The organism is Psychrobacillus sp. (assembly GCF_032154225.1).
Taxonomy (GTDB): domain Bacteria; phylum Bacillota; class Bacilli; order Bacillales_A; family Planococcaceae; genus Psychrobacillus.
The window spans coordinates 1-20,495 of record NZ_JALDYF010000033.1 but is presented as its reverse complement, the minus strand read 5'-3'; the positions used below and the strand labels follow the sequence as shown (position 1 = coordinate 20,495).

The window sequence follows — 20,495 nt, the reverse complement described above, 5'->3', positions numbered from 1 at the left end:
CGGAGGTTTTTGCTGATGTTTTAAGTGAATATTATTTTCATGAAGAAAAGTAAATCAGTTTTTTTGTTCCAAGACATAATTTATTTCGTTTTCCTATTATATTTCAAATTACTAGATATCTTAAAGTTAAATGCACCTTAAGCCATAAAAGCTTCAAGGTGCATTTCATTTTGATATCTTAAAGTCCTCCATGTGATACTAGATTGTTAGATTGATCTTGTAATAGGTCTGAAACAGCTTATGCTAGAACTGAAATTGTACGATTAATTTCTTCCTGTGTATTATCGATTTCACCGGCGTCCACTTAGCATAAGCAAATACCTCCATAAATTTTCCATATTTAATTGATAAACTGCCAATATATTAAATAAATTAATAGGAGAGAATGAAGATGAAATACAAAATGTGGGTTGTTTCAGCATTGTCGGTAAGCATTTTAATGATTGGAGGATGTAGTGCAAGTAATTCTTCTGACAAAAATACAAGAATGGATAATGCTAATATGACTGAAGAAGAAATGTCGAATATGGAAGGAATGGATCATTCCGATATGAGCGATGAAGATATGGGATCTATGGAAAACGGTCATGATAGCCATTCAAACCCTTTGGCATTAAACGATTCAACTGGAGAAAATGAACTAATACTTCCACCATTAATTGAATCAAAGGATGGAGTAGTAGATATTACAGCTCAGCAAGGAGAAACCGAATTTTACGAAGATGTTCAAACCGAAACATATGGATATAATGGTTCATTTTTAGGACCTATTATTCAGGTAGTAAGAGATGAAACAGTAACATTTAGAACTAACAATGATTTATCAGAACCAACTACATTTCACTGGCATGGTTTAGATATTCCAGGCGAAGGTGATGGTGGTCCACACCAAGTCCTACAACCAGGTGAATCAGAAGATGTAAGATTTACTGTTAATCAGGAGGCTTCCACTCTATGGTTCCATCCACATCCTGAAGGTGCTACAGCTGAGCAAGTATTTAAAGGCTTAGCCGGTTTAATTTATATAGAGGATGAAAATTCGGAGAATTTAAATTTACCAAAAGACTATGGGGTAAATGATTTTCCATTAATATTCCAAGACAGACAATTTAATGAGGAAAAGCAATTCGATTATAAAGCAGTAGTTAATCAAGATGGAACAATAGGTGATACTTTATTAATTAATGGAACACTAAATCCTAAACTAACGGTAGGTAAAGAAAAAGTTAGATTACGTTTATTAAATGGTTCAAATGCACGAAATTATCTTTTTAAATTAAATACAGGAGATTCATTCCAACAAATTGCTACAGATGGTGGTTTCTTAAATGAACCAACTACAATGAATGAAATAATGTTAACACCAGGTGAACGAGCAGAGATTATCATTGATTTTTCAATGTATGATGCCTTAAGTGATATAGCGTTAATTAATGAAGAAGATACAAAACTTTTACCATTTAAAATTAATGAACAGAAAACAAGTTCAAGTGATTTACCAAAAACTACAAATGATTTTGCTGTTACAGATGAAGAAAGAATTTTAGCTGTATCAAAAAAACTTGAACTTTTCGGAATGGGAGCCATGGTGACCATTAATGATAAGCAATTTGATATAGATCGAATTGACTTTACTCAAAAACAAGGGGTTACTGAAATATGGGAAATATATAATAAACCTGATGCTATGGGCGGTATGACACACCCATTTCACATTCATGGTACACAGTTTAAAATAATCTCAATTGACGGAAACGAACCTCCAGTAAACGAACAAGGCTGGAAGGATACTGTAGCAATTGATGCAGGAGAAACAATGAAATTAGCCGTGAAATTTAAAAATAAAGGCACATATATGTTCCATTGTCATATTCTTGAGCATGAAGAGAATGGAATGATGGGACAAGTAAAAGTAGATTAAAATTACATGAGCATTACAGAAATAAGGATTTTCTAAGGAGTTCTCATTTTTCAGTTTGAACAAATACCTTATGGGAATATTAATACTGATTGCAAATATTAATAACTACTAGGAGGAATTTCATGAATCAGAAATATGAAGAATGTATTAAAGCTTGTATGGAATGTCTAAAGGCTTGTAACACATGTTTTGATGCTTGTTTAAGAGAAGACGATGTTAAGATGATGGTCGATTGTATACGATTAGATCGCGCTTGTGCAGATGCTTGTGCCTTTGCGATACAAGCGATAACTTCGAACAGTCCTTTTGTGAAAGAAATATGCCAACTTTGTGCAGAAATTTGTGAACGCTGTGGAGAAGAGTGTGCTAAACACGAACATGACCATTGCCAAAGATGTGCTGAGTCTTGCCGCAAATGTGCTGTAGCATGTCGTCAAATGAGTGCATAAGGAAATTTAGGGAGATTATTAAAAAATATAAGGCTACTGCAAAAAGTTAAACTACATGGCTTTAGCGGTAGCCATAAAATTATTTAAGAGAGTAATATTCCAATTCGAGCTGTCTATTTGTTAAAAGATATATTAAAAGACTAAATATACAATTGTCGAAATAATCATAACGAATAGAAACCATACGACTAGTTTTATCTTTGTGTTATATATGAAGGTACAACCTAGATTATTGTGTTTATAGAGACTGTCAGTTTTTTTAAAAGAAAACAAAGCTGTGTAGTAAAATATCGATAAATATCTAACTTTAAATAAAATTCATTAACTAACATTCATTTACCTTTTCTTTATAATCCAAAAAGTTGTAAATGTAACTAATAACAAGATTATGACACCGTAAAAATAATTAATAGAGATTTTTTGAAGAACTCCAAAGACTATAGCTACTTCTATGGCAACTGCAGGTACTTTCCCGATTGAACTTGCAGACATAAAACGCCACCCAGTAATGGTTGTTAAAGAAGCACCTGCGGTAACTAACCCAGATGGAATAAGTGGTAGAATTCGAGATAGAATAATTAGTATGAACACATGCATGGGAGAACTATTTTTTATGGTTTTAAAAATTGTATGACTTAGCCAACCAGGATTAATTTTAGAAAACCCCCATCGATACATATGAAAACCGATAATTGCACCAAAAATCTCTCCAGTAAATGTAAGGATGACACCAAGCAATAAACCCAAGGAGTCTATGTTGATAGCGGTAACAAAGAAACTTGGTATAAAGCCAATTGCACCAATCCCCAAGTTCAAGAAAAGTAATAGTATAAATTTGATTGTTGTACTCATTAAAGAAATGAGTGTTATCGATTCATTCACAGATTATTAACCACCTATGATAATGTTTTAAGTATTTACTAATATAGTCACTCCATAATGAAGAGGATACTCCTTCCTTTTGTACTAATATATAATATAGAAGAAATAAGGAGAAGTTATGGAGATTAAATCTTGTTATACGTCATTTAAAACACATCCGATAAAATAAAATATCAGATAGACGAGATGAAGGTTTATCTCCTTATAAAGGAAGGGAACAAAGGTATTTTAAGAGGGGAGTGCATCAAAGTGAATCAGGTGTTTGTAGATATTCGCAGCTTACTCTTTATAAAGGAGCTATTATGAAATGAAGAAATTTTTTCCTTAAGATTTTGGGTGTGCTTTAGTTAAAAATTATGGGGCGCCAGGGCAACTTTTTTTCTTATCTTCTAATAAATTTTCTCTAGTAGGTGGCGTAATCGTGGGTAAATTTTCTTGGACTTGGATGAACGGGAGATTTAGTTAAATATTCGTTTTCCGAAATTTTTTAAAGTTAAAACCATAACATTGGGTTACTAACTATAATGTAAATTAAAGTTTTTTGAAACGTCCGTATTTCGTTGCTGCTATTATAGTTGGTAACTTTACATTAAAGTTTGATACTGAAGAGACATGGAAAGATAAAAAATCAGACTAATTATAAAATCGTATTCAAAAATTACTTTTTTGAATACGATTTTTTTATGTGAATATTTTTCCATTTGTAATAAAGCGTTCAAATGAAATAGTCGAGTCTGTTCAAGATTTTCAGTATAGGAGATGTATAAAAAATTTAGATATGTTTATAGAAGAAGGTGAACCGTTTGGAATTTGGAAATAGGGGGAAGATAATTAATGATTTATCACCTTTGTCAAAGCGTCGTCGTTTACTTCTCACTCCCTATGTTACAATTTGTTATAAAAAAAGTTGCAAAGTACATATAAGTGGAATATTATATAAGTAAATCATTATACACTAATAATATTAATTATATAAGGAGGTGTTCTTAAGTGGAATTATCTACTGTTGAAATAGAAAAAGCCGCAACAATATTGAAGTTGTTAGGGGACAAAACAAGACTAACTATGCTCAAAATGTTAAATACGCACGATTACTGTGTGTGTGAATTTGTTGAAATATTTAAAGTAAGTCAGCCTGCTATTAGTCAGCACGTAAGGAAATTAAAAGATGCTGGATTGGTACGAGAAACAAGAAGAGGTCAATGGATTATCTATTCATTAAACCAAGAAAGTGATGTTCTTCCGTTTTTACAGAGCTTAATTCAACATCTTCCAAATCAAGATTTTAAACTACAGGAATTAGAAAAACAGGGATTACGTATCTCATGTGAATAATGGAGGTTAGTATTTTGTCACCAGTTATTTTAGCGTCATTGATTTTCTTAGTTACGCTTGTCTTTGTTATATGGCAACCAAAAGGGTTGAATATCGGTTGGTCTGCTTGTGGTGGAGCAATTATAGCGTTATTGGTAGGGGTAGTGGACTTTGGTGATGTCGTAGAAGTAGTAGACATTACTTGGAACGCCACATTGTCCTTTATCGCAATTATTCTTATTTCCTTGATTTTAGATGAGATTGGTTTATTTGAATGGTCTGCACTACACATGGCAAGAGCTGCCAAAAGTAATGGAATTAAGATGTTCATTTATGTGAGTGTGTTAGGGGCTGTCGTTGCTGCATTTTTTGCGAATGATGGAGCTGCGTTAATATTAACACCAATTGTTTTGGCAATGGTTCGGAATTTGAACTTTAATGAAAAAATGATTTTTCCATTTATCATGGCTAGTGGATTTATAGCAGATACAACTTCGCTACCATTCGTGGTTAGTAACCTAGTTAACATTGTATCCGCTGATTTCTTTAATATTGGTTTCGTGGAATATGCTTCGAGAATGATTATTCCTAACCTATTTTCTCTGATAGCAACAATCAGCGTATTATTATTTTATTTTAGAAAAAGCATTCCAAGGACATATGACTTATCAAAACTTAAAGAACCAAAAGAAGCTATTAAAGATATAAAAATGTTTCATCTTTCATGGTATGTACTTGCGATATTAGTTATCGGTTACTTTAGTAGCGAATTCATCCAAGTTCCTGTTTCCATAGTAGCTGGATTAATAGCAATATTCTTTATTATCATGGCAAGAAGAAGTAGTGCTGTCGATACGAGAACAATTATAAAAGGAGCTCCATGGAATATTGTATTTTTCTCCATCGGTATGTATGTGGTTGTTTACGGACTTGGGAATGCAGGACTGACAAGTGTGTTAGCTGGCGTTATTGAAGTAGCTGCAGAACAGGGACTATTCATAGCGACGATGTCGATGGGCTTCATCGCAGCCTTCCTTTCATCCTTAATGAATAACATGCCCACAGTGATGATTGATGCATTAGCGATTGCAGAAACGAACACATCTGGAACAATTCGCGAAGCACTAATTTATGCAAACGTGATTGGATCAGACTTAGGACCAAAAATCACTCCAATCGGTTCACTTGCAACATTGGTATGGCTTCATGTGTTATCTCAAAAAGGCGTAAAAATTTCATGGGGTACTTATTTTAAAACAGGTATTGTTTTAACAGTTCCAATTCTATTTATTACATTATTAGGCCTATATATTTCGTTATCGTTTTTCTAATATGAACAATCAATTAGTGTAATTCAAAATAAACAATACTTTTTATAAAGACGAAACCAAAGGAGATTTCTTACTATGACAAAAAAAACACTATACTTTTTATGTACAGGTAATTCATGCAGAAGCCAAATGGCAGAAGGTTGGGGGAAAAAATATTTAGGTGATGAGTGGGAAGTTCTAAGTGCAGGTATTGAAGCACATGGCTTAAACCCGAATGCTGTTAAAGCGATGTATGAGATTGGAATCGATATTTCTAATCAGACTTCAGATATCATTGATATGGAGACGCTAAATAATGCGGAGTTTGTAGTTACTCTTTGCGGTGATGCTGCGGATAAATGTCCAATGACACCACCAAACGTAAAACGTGCTCACTGGGGCTTTGAAGATCCAGCAAAAGCAGAGGGAACTGTTGAAGAGAAGTGGGCTACCTTCCAACGAGTTCGTGATGAAGTCGGAGAAAGAATCAAGCGTTTTGCTGAGACAGGCGAATGATTATTACTATTACCAAGAGAATATTCTCTTGGTTCTCTTTTCGCTGAGATATAAGTATATGCTTATTTGATATTATGCAGGAAGGTTTTAAGGCATGAAAAAAGTAGAAAATTTTGATCCGGCTATGTGTTGTTCGACTGGAGTTTGTGGACCAAGTTTGGACCCAGAATTAATTGGAATAAAGATTGATTTAAACACAACTATAAATGCTAATTCTAATAGAAAAATTATAGTCCCCTTTTGAAAAAAGTTGATCAAAAGGGGGCAAGTAAAGTAGATTATTTTGGAAGACGAATATTCAACTAAAGCACTCGTTCGTAAAAAAATGTTTATTATTTAAAAACTTTTTATAAATTTTGTCACATTCCCCATACAGCAACTACCTTGAGGGTTATTTACCTCACAACCACATCGATTTTCTTTAACATTTTGACGAATGTGTTCCAATGGCTTTGAACCAATTCCCTCTTCAACATACTTTGTAATTTTTTCTCTTGTCCAATCAAAACAATAGCAGACGGGAACAGTAGGTGAGTTATCTTTTTGGTAAACAGAAACCTTAACTTCAGATGTTGAGTACGTCTTTTTATATGTATCAAAGTACACAACAACACAATCCTCGGTTAAACAAAAGTAATGAGTTAAGTCTGGATTCAACGTATCTAAAACAGTCGGTTTCAGTCTTGATTTTAAAGTAATTATTTTTACTTTTTTCCCTTTTGTATTACAGGATGGACATAACTCAGAACCAATACTTTCAGCGATTTTTTCATTTGTAATACAGCAATCAGTCATTTTCTCTGCCCCCAATTTCGATTTCTCTAATATGTAAATTATAACACCCATTATTGAACTAAACTGCTGCGTTAGTTTATGTGAAACAGTTCACTATGATTGCAGATATAAGATAACATAGCGTTTTGTTTTCAAGGCTATATATCTAATCCTACTGAATTCCTTCTCTCTAACAAAACATTATCTTTCCATACACCATTTAACTTCCCTATTTTTTCTCTAAATCCTACTTCTCTAAAACCATTTTTCTCATGCAAATAAATACTACTATTATTTTCCGAAAAAACTGAAGCTTGTAAAGTCCAAAAACCTTGCTCCTCAGACTTATGGATTAAATTTTTCAAAAGAAAATCGCCGACGCCTTTCCCTTGTGCTTTGGGATGCACATAGACACTAACTTCGCCAACACCTGCATAAGCTGAACGATCTGATATGGGGCTTATTTTGCACCAACCTAATATTAGATTTTCGTCATGTGCAATTAGAATACATTCAGAATGGGCTTTTAAAATCCATTGTTCATATGTGGAGGGTGCTTGGGTTTCAAAAGTAGCTAAACCCGTGGAAATGCCAGCTTCATAAATATACTTAATTTCAGCCCAATCCTCTTTTTTAGCATTTCTAATTAATATATTCATGCTTATTCCTCCAATCAAAAAGTAAATAGTATTTAATGAAATTTTAATGTTATTTGTTGCACATTGCAAGTAAATGGTGTATATATTATAGAAGAGGTGAAAACATGGAAAACAAACGTGAACTATTTCAATTGCTTACTCGTAGGTTTGGACTTCTTAATAAAAATTGTTGTTCAATTGGAGCCGTGGATATATCATCCGTACAAAGTCACATTCTTTATGAAATAGATAAACAATCATCACCATCCATGCAACAGATTGCAGAAACGATAGCAATGGATATAACGACTTTTAGCCGGCAAGTCCAGACTCTCATTAAAATGGAATTAGTAAAGAAAACACCTTCCTCAGCAGACAAAAGGGTATATATTTTATCCCTTACAGTACAAGGTAAATTTGTCGCTACAACCATTGACGAATCGATGAATGCTTATTTAGAGGAAGTATTCTCGCATATGAACGAATTTGAAAGAGAAACAGTTATTCGTTCTATTAAATTACTAAATCAAGCTATGTCCAAATCAAGTGTTTGCTGTACACCTCTACTTTAAGCAAGATTAAGTCTTGCTTAAAAAAATATACATTACTTGCAAAATGCAATTAATGAGAGCATTAAAATTGGTACTACAACTAAAATTTTATGGAGGTAAGAAGATGAATAACTTTGAATTGAAACAAGGAAACACTGGTGGATGCTGTGTACCTAGTGCGAAAATAAATTTAGATGTAGCAAAATCTCCAAACAAGGAATTACCGATAGCGATTATAGGTGCTGGTCCTGTAGGTTTAGCAGCGGCTGCCCATCTAGCTAATATCGGTGAACGTTTTATATTAATCGAGTCAGGTCATAGTGTAGGAAGTAATATTCTCAAGTGGGGACATGTACGATTATTCTCGCCATGGCAATACAATATTGATAAGATAGCTAAAATAATTCTAGAAAATCATGCTTGGAAAGTACCTGTTTTAGATAACCTTCCATTGGGAAGTGAATTAGTTAACGATTATTTGAAACCTTTAGCAAATGTACCTGAAATAAAACCCTATCTATCACTGAATACGAAGGTTGTTTCAATCAGTAAAAAAGGCTTAGATAAAATGAAGTCTGCTAACCGAGATAAATCTTCCTTTGTTTTATACGTTGAACAAAACGGGATGTCCAAAAGAATTGAAGCAAGGGCAGTTATTGATGCTACAGGAACTTGGTCACAACCAAATCCAATAAATGCAGACAGCATATGGACAAAAGAAGAAAAAGAATTGAAACAACATATATATTATGGAATCCCAGATATTAAAGGGGAGCATAAGGATATATACAAAGGCAAAAGAGTTGCTGTTGTTGGTGGAGGTCATTCAGCCATAAACACGATTTTAGAATTATCACAGTTAGATGATGATGTGGAAATTACGTGGATTATGCGAAAGAAAAGCGTAGAAGATGCTTATGGCGGAGAAGATAAAGACGCTCTCGAAGCAAGGGGGGAGTTGGGAAGCCGTATTCATCAACTAGTTGATGTCGGTCAAGTAAAAGTCTATACCCCATTCTTTATTCATCAAATAAATAAAACAAACGCTGGAATCGCAATCACTGGGGAATCAGAAGGTAGCGAAGAAACACTTTCTCCTGTTGATGAAATCATAGCTAACACAGGCAGCCGCCCAGACTTCTCATTTGAAAGAGAAATCAGACTAAACACAGATACTGCTACAGAAAGCGTCGAAGCACTTGCTCCATTAATTGATCCAAACCTTCACAGTTGCGGTACTGTTCGACCTCATGGAGAAGAGATATTAAGACAACCGGAAAAAGACTTCTATATAGTAGGAATGAAAAGTTATGGTCGAGCTCCAACATTCTTAATGGCTACTGGTTATGAACAAGCTAGATCTATTGTTGCCCATTTGACTGGTGATTTTGAATCGGCTAGAAAGGTAGAACTTGATTTGCCGCAAACTGGTGTGTGTAGTGTTAATTTAACAACAAAAGAAATTGACCAATCATGTTGTGGGGCGGAAGTATCTAAATGTTAGAGGTGAAGTTACGTGACTGTAAATAATGGTGCTAATTTGTCTAAAGAATACTTTATTTCCTACCTAAAACTGGTTAGAGAAGCCAAATCTTTTTCTTTAGAACAAGCACAAGACTATATGGTTAATCACTTTTTTAAAAATAATTATAATATTTATGGAAAAGATAGTTACTGCAATTTTTTACAGGCTATAGATATATTAAAGTAGAAAGAGTTCTCATTTTACCGAATAGGTAATTAGAAAACTTAATTAGTGTGTGAAAACAAACAACACCGCTCATAACTTGAACGGTGTTTTTGGTTGTATAGGTTTCAACTTTTTTCTTTTATAATTTTTTTGATGTTTTCGTAGAAAAAAGATGTTTACAAAAATCTTCCATTTTTAGAGGGATAGGAGAATTTTTTTATTATAATTCAAATATTCATTTGACCATTTGAATAAAGGTGAATATAATAAATATAACAATCAAATAAACGTTTGAATATAAGGGGAGAATTAATTTGAATAAAGACGTATGTGAAGTAACTTGTATAGATGAAGGTAAAGTGAATAGTGTCCAAAATCAGCTCTCGGGTCAAAATCATTTAGAAGTTGCCAGAATTTTTAAGGCATTATCAGACGATACTAGAATTAAAATTGCATATGCATTGTCCTTGGAAGAACTATGTGTTTGTGATGTGGCAAACATTGTTGGCTCTACCACTGCAACAGCTTCGCATCATTTAAGATTACTAAAAAATCTTGGTTTAGCAAAATATCGTAAAGAAGGAAAGCTAGTGTTTTATTCATTGGATGATGAACATGTAAAACAACTAATAAAATTAGCGTATGAACATCAGAAGGAGGTTGTTGGAGTTGGGTGAAACTACAAAATCTTTGGAAGAAAAAAGTGTTTATCGTGTTGAGGGTTTTTCATGTGCAAACTGTGCAGGAAAGTTTGAAAGAAACGTTAAGGAACTTCCTGGAGTTCAAGATGCAAAAGTAAACTTCGGTGCATCCAAAATCTCTGTTTACGGAGAAGTAACCGTTGAGGAACTTGAAAAGGCTGGTGCTTTTGAAAATCTTAAAGTAGCCTCTGAAAAACCAAAACGTCAACAGCAATTGTCAAAAATACCTATGCCAACTGATGGAGATACTGTTTATCGAGTAGAAGGTTTTTCATGTGCAAACTGTGCAGGAAAATTTGAACGTAATGTAAAAGAAATACCTGGTGTTCAAGACGCAAAAGTAAATTTTGGAGCATCTAAAATCTCTGTCACTGGTGAGGCTTCAATTGAAGAATTAGAAAAGGCTGGTGCTTTTGAAAACCTAAAAGTATCTATAAATACACCTAGTTACGCATCTACAACTTCTGAAAAGGGTAAAGTACCGACAGAAAAGAAAGTTCCATTCTACAAAAAGCATAGTACTTTGTTGTACGCTGTACTATTCATCGTATTTGGATATCTGTCTCAATTCGTAAATGGTGAGGATAACCTCATCACTTCCTTATTATTTGTTGCTTCCATTGTGATTGGTGGTTTCTCTTTATTCAAGGTAGGTTTCCAAAACTTAACTCGCTTTGACTTTGATATGAAGACTTTGATGACTGTGGCGGTTATAGGTGCAGCAATAATAGGCGAGTGGGCTGAAGCATCTGTAGTTGTAATTCTCTTTGCCATTAGTGAAGCACTTGAACGTTACTCGATGGATAAAGCAAGACAATCTATCCGTTCGTTGATGGATATTGCTCCAAAAGAAGCACTTGTAAGAAGAAATGGCCAAGAAATAATGATTCATGTGGAAGACATTGCAATTGGTGACATTATGATTGTCAAACCCGGACAAAAGATTGCAATGGATGGAATGGTTGTTTCTGGTTATTCAGCCGTAAACCAAGCAGCTATCACAGGAGAATCAGTCCCAGTTGCTAAGACAATCCATGATGAAGTTTTTGCAGGGACATTAAATGAAGAGGGTTTACTTGAGGTTAAGATTACCAAACTTGTAGAAGACACAACGATATCTAAAATTATTCACCTTGTGGAAGAAGCACAGGGTGAACGTGCGCCCGCTCAAGCTTTTGTTGATAAATTTGCGAAATATTATACCCCAATTATTATGGTAATAGCAGCCCTAGTTGCTGTAGTACCTCCATTACTCTTTGATGGTGGTTGGGAAACTTGGATTTACCAAGGTTTATCTGTTCTTGTTGTTGGTTGTCCTTGTGCATTAGTAATTTCCACTCCTATTTCGATTGTTTCTGCAATAGGGAATGCAGCCAAAAAAGGGGTGCTTATTAAAGGTGGTATTTATCTAGAAGAAATGGGTGCGTTAAAAGCTATTGCATTTGATAAAACGGGTACATTAACAAAAGGTGTCCCAGTTGTTACAGATTTTAATGTATTAAATAATAAAACAGATGAAAAAGAATTACTATCGATTGTTACGGCATTAGAATATCGCTCACAACATCCCCTTGCATCAGCGATCATGAAAAAAGCAGAAGAGGTTAATATCTCCTATTCCAATGTCGTGGTAGAGGACTTCTCTTCCATTACAGGCAAAGGGATCACGGGTAAAGTCAACGGAACTTCCTATTATATTGGAAGCCCAAAACTTTTTAAGGAATTAACTATTTCAAATTTTGATAAGAACTTAGAGGAAACCGTTACAATACTCCAAAATCAAGGCAAAACAGCTATGGTAATTGGAACAAAGAAAGAGGTTCTTGGAATCATTGCTGTTGCAGATGAAGTTCGTGAATCTAGTAAAGAGGTAATTCAAAAGCTACATCAACTTGGAATCAAAAAAACAATTATGCTTACAGGTGATAACAAAGGTACGGCGAATGCAATCGGAAGTCATGTTGGAGTATCTGAAATTCAAGCAGAGTTAATGCCGCAGGATAAGTTGGATTATATAAAACAATTGAGATCCGAATACGGCAACGTAGCAATGATAGGTGACGGTGTTAATGATGCTCCGGCACTAGCTGCATCCACTGTTGGGATTGCAATGGGTGGTGCTGGTACAGATACAGCATTGGAAACAGCTGATGTAGCACTTATGGGTGATGATTTAAGAAAGCTTCCTTTTACGGTGAAACTTAGCCGTAAAACACTAAATATTATTAAAGCTAACATTTTCTTTGCTATTGCGATTAAGGTTATTGCCTTACTCTTGGTTATTCCGGGTTGGTTAACACTTTGGATTGCCATACTTTCTGATATGGGGGCAACAATCCTGGTAGCATTAAATAGTTTACGTTTGATGCGTGTGAAAGAATAGAGGGAAGGGCTTTCCTTATGAATAGGAAAGCCCTGTTTTTTATACTTGAAGGATTTCAAAATAATTTTCTTCCTTAATCAAACGAGATAATTCTATCCTCGGTTTGTTTATACAGATACATATTAACATTCAAATTAACCAAAGGAGATGTAACAAATGGCTATAATTATTATTTCAGCGATTGGAGCGTTTATCGTAACAAATATTGATGATATTTTTGTGTTAATGCTACTTTTCTCCCAAGCAAAGACGCAAGGTAAAAAGAATAAAGACAGTATTATAGAGAATTCAATCTTTCCGAAGGATATAGTTATTGGACAATATGTAGGCTTTATTCTGTTAGTAGCAATTAGTCTGTTGGGAACTTTTGGTGTTACATTAATTCCAGAGAAATGGGTTGGAATTCTGGGGCTAATACCAATCTATTTAGGAGTTAAGTTATTTATCAAAGGAGAAGATGAAGATGAAGTGTCTATCATCTCTAGTTTAAACTCAGGTAGATTTAATAAAATCTTTCTGAGTGTAGCTTTTATTACATTTGCTAATGGTGGAGACAATATTGGAATTTATGTGCCTTACTTTTCTACTCTAAATACAAGCGAATTGATAAGCACAGGTATTGTCTTTTTAGTAATGGTGGCTATCTGGTGCTTTATTGGATATAGATTGGCTGCGTTCAAATATGTATCTGAGACATTAGAGAAGTATGGGAGATGGATTATCCCTCTTGTCTTTATTGGTCTAGGTATATATATCATGTTAGAGAATGAAACATTAACTACACTTTGGAACCTGTTTAATTAAGATAGTTAATTTATCTAAAAACCTTTTTGACTTCCCATGGTTAGTGAAATAAATTCAGACAATATTTCGTCAATATTATAGTCAAATGAATATTTGAATGAAATGTTATTACTGATATAATTTATGGGGACAATATCAGGAGGAATTACAATGAAAAAGATATGTGTTTTACTCTTACTTCTATTATTCACATTCACACCATTAGTTTTAGCACATTCTGGTCTTGAGAGTTCTGTTCCTCAAGATGGAGAAGTCTTAACAGAGAATATATCCACCTTGTCGCTAACTTTTAATACAATCATTGAAGATACCGGTACATTTAAAATTACTAAAGAAAATGGCCAGGAAGTAGTATTAGCAGAATCAATTGTTAAAGAGAAAGATATGATTGGAACCTTTAGTTCTCCCCTGGAAGATGGGACATACATAGTTTCATGGAAAATTATTGGAGAAGATGGACATCCAATTGAAAATTCATATTCATTTAGTGTAGCTACTTCATCTGACACTGTTCCGGAACTTTCCGAACCCCCAATTGTGACTGATAAGAATAATAGTACAAGTAGTCCTGATCAAGGCATTATTTATGAAAATCAGACTTCCAACTCGAACGCCTTTATGGTCGTAAGCGTTGTGTTATTAATGGTAATAGCATTAGGCACTACTGTTTGGTTATTGAAGAGAGGGAAAAATTAATGCTTTGGATTTACTTTTCGGAAACGCTTTTATATCTTTGTTTTTCTCTCTTAATGGGATCATTTATTATCGCATTAATACCTATAAATAATAAACCTTCCATAAGTTTAAATAAGAGGTGGTTACAATTTTCTATACTAGGGATTGTAGTTTTATCACTTTTCCCCATTATACGACTTGTCCTCTTTCTCTACGAGGATATCGGATTAAGTTTAACTATCCAAAATGTTATCGCCGGTTTCGAAGTAGGTCGGGCATGGACATTTACTCTTTTCCTAGCGTTTATTTTTTACCTATATGTATCTATATTTTCAGTCTTTACTAATAAAAAGCACATTCTAGTATCCATTTTATTTACCCTAGCCCTTATTTTGTCACTGGGTTGGGCAAGTCATTCTGCATCCTTAACAGAGTGGAGTGGATTTATCGCCCATACCCTTCATTTTCTTGCAGTGACCATTTGGATCGGAATATTAATTATTGTCAGCTGGTTCTCTGTAAACCATCATAACTGGGCAGCATTTTTAAAGTGGTTTACACCAGTTGCTATCATATGTTTAGTCATTATAATCGGTACTGGACTATTCCTAATGTCTTTAGTGCAAGAATTTAATGTGTATGCAAATTCATGGCTCTTACCCTATGGCCAAGCATTGCTTATCAAACACATAATAATTATTCCAATAATTGTTTTTGCTTCTATTAATGGAATTTGGATGAGAAAAAGAATCAAATTGGATTCTAAAATAAATCCTCTTCCATGGGTTAAAGCGGAGAGTGGATTGCTTTTATTAATCTTCATAGCAACCGCCGTTCTTGGCCAGCAGGAACCACCCCATAGTGTTGAATCAACCATATCTGGTGGTGGATTATCTAACATTTTTGGAGCGTTACATAACGGAGTTATTACTACACCAATTGAAGCTAGCTTTGATATCAATTTAATTGGATTATTATTTTTTATGCTAACTCTTGTTTTTTTAGTCCTTACAGTTGCCGTGTTCGTTAAGAAGATACCTTCTATAGTGGCTTTTATAATGAGTGTCTTATGTATAGTATCTCTATACTTAGGGCTCATGAATAGTGTTGTCTATTAACAAAAAAATCAAATGGGAAGTGTTAATTATGAATAAGTCAAATATGAAATTCACAGTAATTTTAACGGTTGTTGCAATTGCATTAATAGCGATGATCACAATATTGATTAGCAATCAAACACCGGATGAGTCAGAAATACAAAGAGAAGAAGTCGATTTAACTGGACAACCCGTACTTGGACAAGAAAATGCACCAGTGACCGTAGTTGAATTCGGAGATTTTAAATGTCCTTCATGTAAAGCATGGGGTGAAACGGTTTATCCTCAGCTAGTCCAAGATTACATCCTGTCAGGAGATGTTAAATTCTCTTATGTGAATGTCTTGTTCCATGGAAAAGAGTCTGTATTAGGGTCTATGGCTGCGGAATCAGTATTTAAACAGGATCCAACTGTTTACTGGGATTTCCATAAATCCTTGTTCGATGCTCAACCAACGGAAAATCATGATGCAGCATGGATAACAACTGAAAAAGTTCTGGAAATTGTAAAAGGAACACCTTCTATCAATCAAGAGCAGTTGAAACAGGATATTGAACAAGAGTTGACGTCAGAACAAGTGAATATTGATAAAGAGTTGTTCACCAAACATAACGTATCTCAAACTCCTACTATTAACATCAATGGTATTACAATGGAGGACCCGTTTGATTATGAAGCGATAAAAGAAGTTATTGATCGTGAACTTGAGGTTTCTAAAAATGAGTAAATCCCCTAACAAAGTTGAAAAAAAAGTATGGGTGCTATACTTTGCATGGCTCGTATCTGTTGTAGCTACGTTAGGAAGCCTTTATTTTAGTGAAATAAAAGGTTTTATACCTTGTGATCTTTGTTGGTTCCAAAGAATTTTCATGTACCCACTTGTAGTTATTTTAGGTATCGGAACTTTCCAAAGTGATATCTCCGTGAAGAAATTTGTATTACCTCTGTCTATAGTTGGCGGATTAATCTCTTTATTCCATTACCTTGAACAAAAGGTTCCTGGGTTCGGTGGAATAAGACCTTGCGTAAGCGGAGTTCCATGCAGTGCGGAATATATTAACTGGTTTGGTTTTGTAACAATTCCATTCTTAGCTTTAACTGCTTTTACTTTAATAACTATTAGCATGATTTACTTGTTCTTAAAAAAATCGAAACAATAACTTGAACGAGACTTTTTTACAACAAACCTTATAGGGGGATTTTGTAATGTATCACACAATAATAATAGGTGCAGGGCAAGCTGGATTAGCGATGGGATATTATTTAAAAGAAAGTAAGAAAAATTTTATAATGCTAGATCGGTGCATCAAAACAGGTGATGTGTGGAGAAATAGATATGATTCTCTTCCATTATTTACTTCTAGAATGTATAGCTCTCTTCCAGGACTACAACTTGAAGGGGATGGACAGGGCTTTCCATCTAAAGACGAAATTGCTAACTACCTAGAAAGTTATGGCGTTAAATTTGAGTTACCTATTGAATACAATACAGAAGTTTTAAAGGTATCCCAAAGTAACGGTATTTTTTCGGTTGACACAAATAAGGGTACTTTAACAGCTCAAAATGTAGTCATAGCAACAGGTCCATTTCAACATAAACGTATTCCCGATTTTGCAAAAAAGATTAGCAAGAATGTTGTTCAACTACACTCATCTGAATACAAAAATCCTTCTCAATTAAATTCAGGTAATGTACTGATTGTTGGTGGTGGGAATAGTGGTGCTCAGATTGCAGTTGAACTAGCTGCTGAAAAAGAAACTTTTTTAGCCGTAAGTCAGAAATTACGATACTTACCTTTAGTTTTGGGTAATAAAACTATTTTTTGGTGGTTTGATAAACTGGGGATTTTAAAAGTGACAAATACATCATTCATAGGAAAAAGAATTCAGCAAAACGGGGATCCTATCTTTGGATACGAACTAAAAAAAGCAATAAAAGAACGGGAAGTTACGCTAAAAGACAGAGTAATAAATATAGAAAATAACCAAGTGTTTTTTAAGGGCCATTCTAAACTTCAAGTAGACAATATCATTTGGGCTACAGGGTTCATACAAAATTATCCCTGGTTGAAGATTGATGATATATACAATGACAAAGGGATGATAAAACATACTAGAGGCTTGACTGTAGTCAGAGGTTTATATTTCTTGGGTCTACCTTGGCAGTACAAAAGAGGTTCTTCCCTCTTACAAGGCGTTGGCGAGGATGCGAAGTATATTATGAACCATATAAACAGCTAATTAAATTGAAGTTGTCGAGTTTTTTAATACTTGTTCGAGAAGAAAGATAGGTGAAATTATTTGTTTGAACAATTAAATTTATTACTGGCTTTCGGGGCAGGATTATTATCGTTTATATCCCCTTGTTCATTCCCTCTTTACCCTGCATTTCTTTCCTATGTTACCGGGGTATCTCTAAATGAACTCAAAGAAGAAAAAGGAATGTTAAATAAGAAGGCATTAGTACATACCCTTCTGTTTTTACTTGGTTTTTCAGCCATCTTTATGGCTTTAGGTTTCTCCACCTCTTTTATCGGAACAATATTTATTCAGTATCAGGATTTACTACGACAAATAGGTGCGATCATCATTGTATTTTTTGGCTTAGTAGTTCTTGGGATATTCAACTTTGATTTATTAATGTCAGAGAAAAGAGTCCAATTTAAAAAAAGACCTAAAGGTTATATAGGTTCCGTTTTAATAGGTATGGGATTTGCTGCTGGATGGACACCATGTACAGGACCTATACTAGCAGGTGTCATTGCTTTAGGAGTGTCTGACCCTGAAAGAGGAATGCTCTATATGCTATTCTATGTCCTCGGTTTCTCTATTCCATTTCTAATTATGTCAATGTTTATAGGGAAGATGAAGTTTCTTCAAAATAGAAGCGGGTTGTTTATGAAAATAGGCGGGTCCTTAATGATTGTAATGGGGATACTACTGTATTTCGATATGATGACAAAAATTATTGCATTTTTGACTCCTTTTTTTGGTGATTTTACAGGATTTTAATGCCATTTAACTTATTCAGAAAGGTGAGTTGGAAACTATGGAAAATAAGAAGAAAAAAAGATTTTATATGCGTCTAATACTTTTAGTATTAATGGTAGGAATAATAAGCTTCACCATTTATTCTAACTTAACGAAAGAGAAAAACAGTGTACTTCAAGTGGGAGATGAAGCCCCTGACTTTGTACTAACTGATATGAATGGAGAAAAACATCAATTATCGGATTATAGAGGTCAAGGAGTCTTTTTAAACTTTTGGGGAACTTGGTGTAAACCGTGCGAAAGAGAGTTTCCTCTAATGGATCAACAATATCATGAGGTGAAAGACGAGGGTCTTCAAATATTAGCTGTAAATATAGGTGAGTCTGATTTTGCTGTTCAAAAGTTTATAGATAGACTAGGATTAACTTTTCCTGTTTTAATCGATCATAATAAGAGTGTAATGGAAACATACAATATTAATCCATTACCAACTACTTTTCTTGTGAATCCAGAGGGCAAAATAGAGAAAATAATTACTGGTGAGATGAGTGAAGAAGCGATTAAAGAATATATGGAGCAAATTATGCCAGGATGATTTTTAATTAAAAAGAGGTGGTGACTAAGTTGATCTGGTGCTGCACCCCAAAAGTTAGAGTTACCAAACTAACTTTTGGGGTGTTTTTCTATGGTGAAATATAGTGAAGAATTTAAGGTGAAAGTGGTACAAGAATACCTAAGCGGTCCATTAGGATATATATTATTAGCGAAGAAATACAGTCCTCTAGCTGAATCTCAACTGAGACGTTGGGTTCGTGCCTACAAAGAATTTGGGAAGAGTGGTTTAACAAGAAAGAAGAAGCAGTATTATCTGTTCAATTTAAGCTTGATGTATTAAACTTTATGAAAAGAACAGGTGCTTCTTACCAAGATACGGCGATTAAATTTGATATGAACAATCCCAACTTAATTGTGACTTGGAACAGTAAATTTTTGAAGGAAGGGATAGAAGGCCTGGAAAAATCGAAGGGACGGCCATCTATGTCTAAAAAACTAAAAATTACACCTGTAAAACAAGAGAAAACAATGTCTCGTGAAGAACAATTAGAACGTGAAAATGAGCTTCTTCGCCTTGAGGTCGCGTATTTAAAAAAGTCGAAAGCTTTTCGGGAGAATCCGGACGCCTACCTCGAAAAGCACAAGCAGCGTTGGCATTCGAACTCAAAGAAGAAGGATTCCGATTAAAAGAAGTATTGAAACAGGTGGCTATTCCAGAAGCGACATATCATTATCACATTAATCAAATGAATAATGGAGAACCTGATCAAGAGTGGAAAACATTGATTTTAGCACTATTTGAAAAGCATGAAGGACGATATGGTTATCGCCGAATCCATACGGAATTAAAAGCACAAGGATATGTGATTAATCATAAAAAAGTACAGCGAATCATGAATGAACTGGATTTAAAGTGTGTGAAATTCGTTCGTAAATCTCGTTATAAATCATATAAGGGCAAGGTAGGAAAAGTGGCGAAAAATCGATTAAACCGCCGTTTTAACACACTACATGCCTTACAAAAACTCGTGACAGACGTGACAGAATTCAAGTGTACAAGAGATGAAAAACTGTATCTAAGTCCGATTATGGATTTGTATAACGGTGAAATTATTGGTTTTAGTATGTCCAAACGCCCCACACTTGATTTCGTGATCGGATCTTTAGAACAAGCTCTGCCCATTATTAAAGAGCATGCAAATTATCGTACAACCATTCATTCAGATCAAGGATGGCATTATCAA

The 20,495-nt window shown here is 34.4% G+C and carries 23 protein-coding genes and 2 pseudogenes; 22 read left to right on the top strand and 3 right to left on the bottom strand.

The window, feature by feature from the left end:
* The first annotated feature begins 391 nt into the window (after nucleotides 1-391).
* Complete coding sequence (locus RUH95_RS21050; RefSeq protein WP_313894865.1) at nucleotides 392-1,921, top strand: multicopper oxidase family protein; 1,530 nt, start codon at nucleotides 392-394, stop codon at nucleotides 1,919-1,921.
* A 122-nt stretch (nucleotides 1,922-2,043) separates the two neighbouring features.
* Nucleotides 2,044-2,370 carry a four-helix bundle copper-binding protein gene (locus RUH95_RS21045; RefSeq protein ID WP_313894864.1) on the top strand — a complete coding sequence of 109 codons (327 nt, stop codon included), beginning with the start codon at nucleotides 2,044-2,046 and terminating at the stop codon, nucleotides 2,368-2,370.
* Nucleotides 2,371-2,706: 336 nt separating this feature from the next.
* Here RUH95_RS21045 and RUH95_RS21040 read toward each other — a convergent pair whose 3' ends face one another.
* On the bottom strand, nucleotides 2,707-3,252 hold the full coding sequence (locus RUH95_RS21040; protein ID WP_144513275.1) for a TVP38/TMEM64 family protein: 546 nt from the start codon (nucleotides 3,250-3,252) through the stop codon (nucleotides 2,707-2,709).
* Between the two features lie 990 nt (nucleotides 3,253-4,242).
* Between RUH95_RS21040 and RUH95_RS21035 the strand changes: the two genes are divergently transcribed.
* From RUH95_RS21035 to RUH95_RS21020, 4 genes and pseudogenes are all read left to right on the top strand, one after another.
* Nucleotides 4,243-4,587: an ArsR/SmtB family transcription factor gene (locus RUH95_RS21035; RefSeq protein WP_144513277.1), complete on the top strand. Its 345-nt coding sequence runs from the start codon at nucleotides 4,243-4,245 to the stop codon at nucleotides 4,585-4,587.
* Complete coding sequence (locus RUH95_RS21030) at nucleotides 4,587-5,897, top strand: arsenic transporter (RefSeq protein ID WP_186321499.1); 1,311 nt, start codon at nucleotides 4,587-4,589, stop codon at nucleotides 5,895-5,897. Before RUH95_RS21035 ends, RUH95_RS21030 begins: the two co-directional genes overlap by 1 nt.
* A 75-nt stretch (nucleotides 5,898-5,972) precedes the next feature.
* The gene (gene arsC, locus RUH95_RS21025) at nucleotides 5,973-6,392 is read left to right on the top strand and encodes an arsenate reductase (thioredoxin) (protein ID WP_144513280.1); all 420 of its coding nucleotides are present in this window, start codon (nucleotides 5,973-5,975) and stop codon (nucleotides 6,390-6,392) included.
* Between the two features lie 94 nt (nucleotides 6,393-6,486).
* Nucleotides 6,487-6,600 (top strand): annotated as a pseudogene (locus tag RUH95_RS21020) (arsenic metallochaperone ArsD family protein); the annotation flags it as partial.
* Nucleotides 6,601-6,728: 128 nt separating this feature from the next.
* On the opposite strand, the gene RUH95_RS21015 reads toward RUH95_RS21020, so the two are convergent.
* Nucleotides 6,729-7,187, bottom strand: coding sequence for a putative iron-sulfur cluster-binding metallochaperone (locus tag RUH95_RS21015; RefSeq protein ID WP_313894866.1), 459 nt, complete (start codon nucleotides 7,185-7,187; stop codon nucleotides 6,729-6,731).
* Between the two features lie 137 nt (nucleotides 7,188-7,324).
* Entirely contained in the window at nucleotides 7,325-7,825 is a 501-nt protein-coding gene (locus tag RUH95_RS21010) for a GNAT family N-acetyltransferase (RefSeq protein WP_144513285.1), read from the bottom strand.
* A gap of 104 nt (nucleotides 7,826-7,929) precedes the next feature.
* On the opposite strand from RUH95_RS21010, the gene RUH95_RS21005 reads away from it, so the two are divergent.
* The 16 genes and pseudogenes from RUH95_RS21005 to RUH95_RS20930 all read left to right on the top strand — a co-directional run.
* Nucleotides 7,930-8,376, top strand: coding sequence for a MarR family winged helix-turn-helix transcriptional regulator (locus RUH95_RS21005; protein ID WP_144513287.1), 447 nt, complete (start codon nucleotides 7,930-7,932; stop codon nucleotides 8,374-8,376).
* A gap of 103 nt (nucleotides 8,377-8,479) precedes the next feature.
* The gene (locus tag RUH95_RS21000; protein WP_144513289.1) at nucleotides 8,480-9,859 is read left to right on the top strand and encodes an NAD(P)-binding domain-containing protein; all 1,380 of its coding nucleotides are present in this window, start codon (nucleotides 8,480-8,482) and stop codon (nucleotides 9,857-9,859) included.
* Between the two features lie 12 nt (nucleotides 9,860-9,871).
* Nucleotides 9,872-10,066, top strand: a complete 195-nt coding sequence (locus RUH95_RS20995; protein WP_313894863.1) for a hypothetical protein — start codon at nucleotides 9,872-9,874, stop codon at nucleotides 10,064-10,066.
* A 293-nt stretch (nucleotides 10,067-10,359) separates the two neighbouring features.
* Complete coding sequence (locus RUH95_RS20990; RefSeq protein ID WP_144513293.1) at nucleotides 10,360-10,722, top strand: ArsR/SmtB family transcription factor; 363 nt, start codon at nucleotides 10,360-10,362, stop codon at nucleotides 10,720-10,722.
* Entirely contained in the window at nucleotides 10,688-13,129 is a 2,442-nt protein-coding gene (locus RUH95_RS20985) for a heavy metal translocating P-type ATPase (protein WP_395940885.1), read from the top strand. Before RUH95_RS20990 ends, RUH95_RS20985 begins: the two co-directional genes overlap by 35 nt.
* Nucleotides 13,130-13,285: 156 nt before the next feature.
* On the top strand, nucleotides 13,286-13,933 hold the full coding sequence (locus RUH95_RS20980; protein ID WP_313894862.1) for a CadD family cadmium resistance transporter: 648 nt from the start codon (nucleotides 13,286-13,288) through the stop codon (nucleotides 13,931-13,933).
* A 150-nt stretch (nucleotides 13,934-14,083) separates the two neighbouring features.
* Nucleotides 14,084-14,629, top strand: a complete 546-nt coding sequence (locus RUH95_RS20975; protein WP_313894861.1) for a copper resistance CopC family protein — start codon at nucleotides 14,084-14,086, stop codon at nucleotides 14,627-14,629.
* Nucleotides 14,602-15,726, top strand: coding sequence for a copper resistance D family protein (locus RUH95_RS20970; protein ID WP_313894860.1), 1,125 nt, complete (start codon nucleotides 14,602-14,604; stop codon nucleotides 15,724-15,726). The genes RUH95_RS20975 and RUH95_RS20970 overlap by 28 nt, the downstream gene beginning before the upstream one ends.
* 28 nt (nucleotides 15,727-15,754) lie before the next feature.
* Nucleotides 15,755-16,432, top strand: coding sequence for a thioredoxin domain-containing protein (locus RUH95_RS20965; RefSeq protein WP_313894859.1), 678 nt, complete (start codon nucleotides 15,755-15,757; stop codon nucleotides 16,430-16,432).
* Complete coding sequence (locus RUH95_RS20960; RefSeq protein ID WP_313894858.1) at nucleotides 16,425-16,865, top strand: disulfide oxidoreductase; 441 nt, start codon at nucleotides 16,425-16,427, stop codon at nucleotides 16,863-16,865. The genes RUH95_RS20965 and RUH95_RS20960 overlap by 8 nt, the downstream gene beginning before the upstream one ends.
* Nucleotides 16,866-16,911: 46 nt before the next feature.
* Nucleotides 16,912-17,946 carry a flavin-containing monooxygenase gene (locus RUH95_RS20955; protein ID WP_313894857.1) on the top strand — a complete coding sequence of 345 codons (1,035 nt, stop codon included), beginning with the start codon at nucleotides 16,912-16,914 and terminating at the stop codon, nucleotides 17,944-17,946.
* 60 nt (nucleotides 17,947-18,006) lie between these two features.
* Entirely contained in the window at nucleotides 18,007-18,717 is a 711-nt protein-coding gene (locus RUH95_RS20950; RefSeq protein ID WP_313894856.1) for a cytochrome c biogenesis CcdA family protein, read from the top strand.
* Nucleotides 18,718-18,754: 37 nt separating this feature from the next.
* Entirely contained in the window at nucleotides 18,755-19,291 is a 537-nt protein-coding gene (gene resA / locus RUH95_RS20945; RefSeq protein ID WP_144513306.1) for a thiol-disulfide oxidoreductase ResA, read from the top strand.
* A 90-nt stretch (nucleotides 19,292-19,381) separates the two neighbouring features.
* Nucleotides 19,382-19,591 carry a transposase gene (locus RUH95_RS20940; protein ID WP_313894855.1) on the top strand — a complete coding sequence of 70 codons (210 nt, stop codon included), beginning with the start codon at nucleotides 19,382-19,384 and terminating at the stop codon, nucleotides 19,589-19,591.
* 5 nt (nucleotides 19,592-19,596) lie between these two features.
* On the top strand, nucleotides 19,597-19,938 hold the full coding sequence (locus RUH95_RS20935) for a hypothetical protein (RefSeq protein ID WP_313894854.1): 342 nt from the start codon (nucleotides 19,597-19,599) through the stop codon (nucleotides 19,936-19,938).
* A pseudogene (locus RUH95_RS20930) lies at nucleotides 19,899-20,495 on the top strand (IS3 family transposase); the annotation flags it as partial. The gene RUH95_RS20935 and the pseudogene RUH95_RS20930, both read left to right, overlap by 40 nt.